The sequence below is a fragment of the Bacillota bacterium genome (genome assembly GCA_036504675.1).
GTDB lineage: Bacteria > Bacillota > Sulfobacillia > JAJYWN01 > JAJZPE01 > DASXUT01.
Genome location: DASXUT010000043.1, coordinates 1 through 6,455, shown reverse-complemented (window position 1 = coordinate 6,455; position 6,455 = coordinate 1). Strand labels below are relative to the sequence as shown.

General features: G+C 64.8%; 9 protein-coding genes. All 9 read right to left on the bottom strand.

Annotated elements, in window-relative coordinates; translation table 11 throughout:
• Window positions 1–113: 113 nt before the first annotated feature.
• The gene (locus tag VGL40_03415; protein ID HEY3314318.1) at window positions 114–347 is read right to left on the bottom strand and encodes a hypothetical protein; all 234 of its coding nucleotides are present in this window, start codon (window positions 345–347) and stop codon (window positions 114–116) included.
• A 311-nt stretch (window positions 348–658) separates the two neighbouring features.
• The gene (locus tag VGL40_03410; GenBank protein ID HEY3314317.1) at window positions 659–1,045 is read right to left on the bottom strand and encodes a hypothetical protein; all 387 of its coding nucleotides are present in this window, start codon (window positions 1,043–1,045) and stop codon (window positions 659–661) included.
• 96 nt (window positions 1,046–1,141) lie between these two features.
• Window positions 1,142–1,339: a hypothetical protein gene (locus VGL40_03405; protein ID HEY3314316.1), complete on the bottom strand. Its 198-nt coding sequence runs from the start codon at window positions 1,337–1,339 to the stop codon at window positions 1,142–1,144.
• Window positions 1,340–1,365: 26 nt separating this feature from the next.
• Window positions 1,366–1,560, bottom strand: a complete 195-nt coding sequence (locus VGL40_03400; GenBank protein ID HEY3314315.1) for a hypothetical protein — start codon at window positions 1,558–1,560, stop codon at window positions 1,366–1,368.
• A 62-nt stretch (window positions 1,561–1,622) separates the two neighbouring features.
• Complete coding sequence (locus tag VGL40_03395; GenBank protein HEY3314314.1) at window positions 1,623–2,336, bottom strand: MBL fold metallo-hydrolase; 714 nt, start codon at window positions 2,334–2,336, stop codon at window positions 1,623–1,625.
• A gap of 191 nt (window positions 2,337–2,527) precedes the next feature.
• Window positions 2,528–3,487 carry a RecT family recombinase gene (locus tag VGL40_03390; GenBank protein HEY3314313.1) on the bottom strand — a complete coding sequence of 320 codons (960 nt, stop codon included), beginning with the start codon at window positions 3,485–3,487 and terminating at the stop codon, window positions 2,528–2,530.
• Window position 3,488: 1 nt separating this feature from the next.
• Window positions 3,489–5,462, bottom strand: a complete 1,974-nt coding sequence (locus VGL40_03385; protein ID HEY3314312.1) for an AAA family ATPase — start codon at window positions 5,460–5,462, stop codon at window positions 3,489–3,491.
• Between the two features lie 99 nt (window positions 5,463–5,561).
• On the bottom strand, window positions 5,562–5,915 hold the full coding sequence (locus VGL40_03380; protein HEY3314311.1) for a hypothetical protein: 354 nt from the start codon (window positions 5,913–5,915) through the stop codon (window positions 5,562–5,564).
• Window positions 5,902–6,455, bottom strand: a 554-nt coding sequence (locus tag VGL40_03375; protein HEY3314310.1) for a hypothetical protein, incomplete at its 5' end; no start/stop codon positions are given. The genes VGL40_03375 and VGL40_03380, both read right to left, overlap by 14 nt.

Here is a 6,455-nt window from a genome sequence, read left to right as displayed (position 1 = left end):
GCGTTGGCCCTGGCGCCATTCTGGCTCTCTGTTCTGGAGCCGACAGTCAGCCGTCTGAGGCAGTTGCCGCACATGAGCGTCCAGGCTAGTCTGAGCCTACCCCTCATCTTGGCTCACCTCCTATTCGGCGTCCTGAGCAGGCCCCACAGGGCCCGCCAGTTTTGCCGCTTCTCTCGTCGGTTGTCGCCGGGGATGCTGGCCCGGCGGTACTTGAACCACCGGCGCCAGATCAGGCGCTTCTCCCGCCTCGGGAGCGACCTGACCACCCTGATCGGCAGGGCTGACGACCAGTGCGGCTTCGGTGGGGCCTCGGGGGTCGGTGGGGCAACGGGCTCGGGTATCGCCAAGGGGTATCCCCTCCCAAAGGGCAAGATTGTGGGCGGGCTCCGTTCTCCCCGGAGATTGGGGGCCTTCAGTGGGTCAGCCACAGCCCCAGCGTCAAAGAACCCTTGATGATAGGGCAGCCGAGCGGTAAGAGTCCGCCGGCTCTGACCGTCTTACGCGCCCGGCCGTTTCCGGGCCGCCCCGCCCAAGACTGTCAAAGGAACTGAGCGGCGACCGTTTCCGCACCTGGTAGCCAGGCCGACCGATGACCAGGGTTTTGGCGGCCGTTTAACGGAATCAGGTGTTTGACCACTCTGCGCCGCTCAAGGGTCTTTCAATCGGGTACCTGGAAGGTCACCCGGAGGGACAACGATGTTCCCATACCCTCAACGATCCGGTCGGCCACGCTCTTGAGGAATGGCCCTTCTTCTGCTTTGATCCGTTCGGCGACGGCCTTTTTGATCTGTCGCTTGTTCGTCGCGAGCCATTCCTTGAAGGCCTCCGAGGCGGCGCCCTGAATCATGTCGCGGACCTGCCTGTGGAAGATGGTCTCGCGGTCGTACGAATTCTGCTTGGCCTGGAGGGCTGCATCTACGACGGCGCGGATTGTCCCTTGTGGATCCTTGCCGAGTTCCTGCATAATTGCGGCCTGGATTTGCGTCTTGATGATGTCATTGATGAGGCTCGTGGAAATGTCCAGCTTGATTCCGTCCATGGACATACCGAAAACCCCCTTTCCTCGTTCAAGAGTCATCGTTGCTGCTAGGGACGTTGCGTGTTCGATGTCTTGCGGACTCGGCGGTTCATCGAACACCGGTCACTTCTTGATGTCATTCCTGGCCATGAGCGTCTGGATCTGACCCCGGACGACCGCCTTGGCTTTGGCCATGAGCTCCTCGGTCTTGGCGTCGACCTCTTCCGGGGGAACGTCCATCTCGATCGCGTGGTCGATCCGGGCGCTCTCGTAGTTGCCGAGGTTCAAGGTGTGGCCGAAGCCGACGGAGATTTTGACCATCGCGCTTTCACCTCACCCTTCTGGGGTCACGTCGATTCGAACTCACCGTCGTTGGTGATACCGTAGTAGCCCGGGACCTCCGGCAGGCCGTGTTTCAGAGCCAGCTGGTGGCAGACCCGCTGAGCGTCGACCGTGGCCTGGTCCCGGTTGATTCCCTCCAGGACCGAGAAGACCATCATCCTGTCGCCCGGCATCCATCCGCGACGCGCCAACTCCCTCAACTGGTTGACCTCGTCCTTGGTTGCGAAAACCCCGGTCTTTCTCGTATGTGCTCTCCCCTTCCCTACTGCCTCGCCGCGACGTAAACGGGCTTGCCCGTCAGCTCCTGGACCTGGCGGCGGAAGGCCTCGGCGTCGCTGTTGCCGTCCGAGAGATGCAGGAGGTGGATCTCCCGCACCTGACTGAGGTCGTTGGCTCGGAGCATGTCGAGGGCCCGTTCGATGCTCATGTGGTTTTGGATCACCCGGTTCTTGTGGCTCAGGGCGATCTCGCCGCTGGCCACATTGCGCCTGATGGTGTCGAGCGAGAAATTGGCCTCAATGGCGATCACGCTAAGCCGCTCGAACCGGTATGGGACGTAGGCCGTGTCGACCGCATAGACCAGCCGGTCACCGCCCGGGGCCACGATCAGGAAACCCAGCGGTTCGTCGGCATCATGAATCACTCCAAAGGGCAAGACGGTCCAGCCGCCGATGTCGACCTGTCGCAGGCCCGTCAGGATGTGCGTCCGGTGGTGTCCGGCGACCCCCAGGGCCTGGGCCGTCCCCTCGCTCATGTAGCAAGGGACGCTGGCCCGAAGGACGTCCTGGATGCAGGCTGCGTGATCCTGGTGGGCGTGGCTCACGAGGAGGCCGGAAACGGACGACAAGGAAAACCCGAGGGCCGATTGCAGGGTTTTGAAGCGAACTCCGCACTCGATCACAAGGGTCTTCCCGCCGTCCGTCACGGTGTAGAGGTTACCCGCGCTGCTGCTGGCATGAGCCTTGAAGTCGACCATCCGATCGATGCTTCCTCTCTCGGGCTCGGCAGTAGTCGCAGAGCCGCATTCCGTTCCTCTGGGCGGCCTCCTCATTCATGGGCACCAGTCCGAGGAAATTGGAGCGACGGCGCAGGCGCCTGCAGTTAGGCAGGTGGTAGACCTTGGGCAAGGCTCCGGACCCGTGAACGACGAACACCTGGCGTCCCATCTCAGAACCCCGGCTCTCCGAGCCTTGTCTGCTTGGCCTGTTGGGCCGGCGGGGCCTTGGTCGGGGCCTGCGGCGCCGGCGACTGAACCGCGGGAGCCTGCTCCTTCGCGGCAGCCACCTGGGGCTCGGCCGGCGCAGGCTTCGTCTCGGCGTCGATGATCTCGCCGTTGGCGTTGGCCTCGACCTCGGCCTCGATCTCGGCCTCGGCGCCCACCTCGTCGGACCGGTTGACGCGTTCGAGGAGCAGGTAGTCGTCGCTGGAGCTGTTGATGATGGCCTTAGAGGCCCGGCGGATGGCCGTGCGCAGGCACATCTGGTCGGGGAAGTTGTTGTGCGGCCCGTCGCCGTTGGCCCGGTACGTCTTGCTCTGCTGCCAGGACTTGTGGATCTGGTCGATGGTCATGACCTCGGTATGAATTACCTGGCCGTCCTTGCCCTCGATCACGCAGTATGCCGCGATGATCTTGTCGGGCTTGATGTTCGTGATCTGCTGGACGTGCTTCGTGATCTTCCGGAGGCCGCGTTCCATCTGGTACTCGAACTCGTCGCCCTCGTAGACGACGCCGTACCAGATGTTGGCGTCCGGCTTAACCCTCAGGACCAGTGCCTCGTCGCCGAAGTAGGAGCGCTGGCAGACGAGCTGGTCGCCGTAGGGGATGAAGTAGCACTGGCGCTTGGCCGGGTTGAGCCCCTGGATGACCATGTCGAGCAAGGCGTTGGCGATGCTCTCCTTGGTGCAGGCCTTGAGCACTGGCCGCCTCTCCTTGTCGACGGTGCTCTGTAAAATCAACCAGGCCGACTTCATGGCGTTCTCGGGCGAGTAGTTGGCCGGCAGGGCCAGCTCGCCGTCCTGCACGAACTGACGGATCCTCGCAGCCACAACGTCGACGGTGTCTCTCTTGACGAGCGCCAAGGCGTTCGGCTGGGATTGGTTCTGAGCCTGGGCCTGGGGAACGGACATCCTAGGCCACCTCCTTCTTGATGGGCGCGGACTCGCGCTCCACGCGCAGGACTTTGTCCGCGGCCGAAACGACGAGCTTGATCTGCTGTCCGCGGGTCCGCAGGATCGCTGTGACCGACTCGGCGTTGTCGACCCATACCGGCGCCACGAACTTGTAGTGCTCGGTCAGGGTGTTGATGATGTCGAGGCCCACGTTGAGCTGACCGCCGTGGTTGAGGCCGCTGTAAGGGACGCCGTTGTAGGTCGCCTCGCATACCTCCGTGAGCCCGCCGTTGACCTGCTGGTCGAAAAGCTTGAACCGGGCCAGTTGGAAGCATCCGTTGACCCGCTCTTCCAGCATCGAGACCTTGGCCCGGATGAACTGCTCGGTCAGGTACAGTTGACGCTCGAGTTCCTCGAACTCACCGGCCAGGCGCCGCTCGTCGGCCTCCAGCTCCTTGATCCGCTCCAGGCCGCGCTCGCGTTGGCTGATCCGACCGAGGTCGGCCTCGGCGGCCGTGATCTGCTCGTCCAGTTCCCGCACCCGGCCTTCGACCCGGGCCAGGGCCTCGGTGTTGCCCTCGCGGAGCTTTGCCAGCTTCTCTCGGATCTCGTGCCGCTCGGCCTCGAGGCGCTTGTACTCGGAGTCGGACTCGATGACCGGCGCGTCGGCCCGGAGACGGTTGACCTTGCCCTGGAGTTCGGCCACCTTGGCCTGGTGCTCGGCGGCGTCCCGCTCGGCCTCTGCGGCCATCGCCTCGAGCTTAGCGACGGAACGCTGCGCCGTCTCGACCGACTCGGCGAGGCGCTTTCCCTGCGCTGTGATCTCCTCGAGTTCCGCGGCCTTCCGGGCATTGAAATCGGCCTGAGCCTTCTCCCTCGCCTCGCGCACCCGGTCCTCGGGGAGCGGCCGTCCGCAGGTCGGGCAGACCTCCTCGATGCTGAGGGTCAGGTGCCGCGCGTCGACCTCGTGCCATTGGTCGCGGAGCTTCTGGGTACGCGCCTGACTCAGGGCGAGGTCCTTCTGGCCCTGGGCGATCTCGTCGCGCAGGCGCCGGCCATCCCTTGCCCGCCGATCGGCCTCGTAAATCTCGTCGGCCAGGAGCACCTGGGTTTCCCTTACCGCCTCGTCCGCCTTGACCCGGTAGCTCTGCTGCAGAAGCAGGGCGGCCGCCTCGTTCTCCCGGAGCCTCTTCGTCAGCTCGGCCGCCTCGCCGCCGGCCTGGATGCGGAGACGCTCGGCCCCGACCTGGGAGCGCTGGGCTCGGAGGCCGTCGAGCCGAGTCGTAAGGGCCGCAGCGTCACCGCCGGCCTCGGGGAGGCCCCTCCTCGCCTCGTCGATCCGCACGGGGATACGGTCCAGCTCCTGATTGATCTCGGCCTTGCGTGCGGCCAGGACCTTACGGAGTTGCTCGATGGTCTTGTTCCCGAGGATCTCCGGCAGGCCGGCCAGGGCCGGGTCGCTCGCGATCACGTCGGCGTCAGACACGTCGCCGCAGACCTGTAGGAGGATCTCCCGGCGCTTCTGCCAGTGGAGCTGGGCGTTGAAGTAGAGCGGGTCGGTGAGAAGGCGGAAGGCCGCCTCGTCGGCGATTCTGGCCACCCGGGTCGTGAACTCCGTCTTGGTCGCCGGCACCCCGTCGATGAAGTGGTCCGTGATGTGCCCGGTGAACTGCTTGGCGGCTGAGCCACGCTTCTTGGTCCACTGTTCCTGATAGACCTTACGGAGGGTCAGGCGCCCGGGCTCGAGGTCCAAGGTTGCCTCGACCTCGTGCTCCAGGCCGTGGACCGGCTGGCCGTCCGGCCCGAGGGTCTTGATCTCAAAGTCCTTGCGGTTCGTCGAGTCCTTGTCGAAGAGGAGCCACATGAAGGCGTCGGCCAAGGTGGTCTTGCCTGTGGCGTTATTGCCGAAGACCGCGATGTCCGCGCCGTTCGGCTCCAGGACGAACTTCTGGAGCCCCTTGAAGTTGCGCAAAGCCAGTCGTAACAGTCTCATGGGGTCAACCCCTTTCTTGCGGTGGCCCAACCGGTCGTGGTATAATGACGGCGAGGCCACCGGATGTTGTGTCTGGGTCCTCGAAAACGTGCCGCCGCTCTAGGCTGAAACTGGAGTGGCGTTTTTCTTTTGCCCGTCGGGTGAGCCCTGGTCCATAAGGCCCAGGCGCCTGAAGGCCCACTCGCTGATGACCTCGATCCGGCCGACGGCGCGAGCCATGTCCTCTAGTCCGCGGGCCTCGTGGGCGATGCGCAGGACCTCGACGAGCGCCTTTGCTATGGGCGGGAAGCAGACCGCTTGCTCACGGACGTCGGTGATCCGGCTGACCTTCTCCTCGAGCTCGGTGATCGGGTCGGCCATCTTCCTCAGCTCCTCTCTGGCCAGGCGGGCCGCGTCGTCCAGGTGGGCGGCGCATCCGGGGATGTGATGGACGAGGCTGTCAGCGGTCCGCACGTGTGATCGCCTCCCCGATGTAGCCCCTGTTCTGGAGCTTGGCGCTGTGCCTGGTCACGGTCACCTTGCGGTCGACGCCGTAGCGGAGCGTCAGCTCGTCGAAGATGTTGACCGCCCAGGTCTGGATGTCGAGGATCTCGTCGAGTACCTCATCAAGATCGACCCGGTCGTGGTCGGTGAGGTCGCCGGCGGCCGGCTTGTTGACGAGGTCCAGATCCTCGACCGCGGCCATCGTCTCCCTGAGCTCACGAAGCCCGACGAGGAGCATCGTCACCGGGCTCCTGTCGACCTTCGGGCCGTCCAGAACCACGGCGGCCTCGAACCCGAGCCGGGCCAGATGCCGGCGCCCGTATGCCGGGTTCTTGTCGGCCATCCACTCGATGGCCCCCTGGGGCGCCGGTCTGCGGCCGTTCTCGAAGGCTTCGATGGCCTGGATGCTGCAGTGAAGGATGAGAGCGAGCTCTTTGCGCATGACGCCGGCTTCGAAACGGGCCTGGCGGAACATCTCCCCGGGCGTCTGGAGCCGCGGCTGGACGGTAG

Bases quoted from the DNA above. Each gene is read 5' to 3' on its own strand.
- VGL40_03410 (HEY3314317.1), bottom strand. From the start codon at position 1,045: ATGTCCATGGACGGAATCAAGCTGGACATTTCCACGAGCCTCATCAAT.
- VGL40_03405 (HEY3314316.1), bottom strand. From the start codon at position 1,339: ATGGTCAAAATCTCCGTCGGCTTCGGCCACACCTTGAACCTCGGCAAC.
- VGL40_03395 (HEY3314314.1), bottom strand. From the start codon at position 2,336: ATGGTCGACTTCAAGGCTCATGCCAGCAGCAGCGCGGGTAACCTCTAC.
- VGL40_03390 (HEY3314313.1), bottom strand. From the start codon at position 3,487: ATGTCCGTTCCCCAGGCCCAGGCTCAGAACCAATCCCAGCCGAACGCC.
- VGL40_03385 (HEY3314312.1), bottom strand. From the start codon at position 5,462: ATGAGACTGTTACGACTGGCTTTGCGCAACTTCAAGGGGCTCCAGAAG.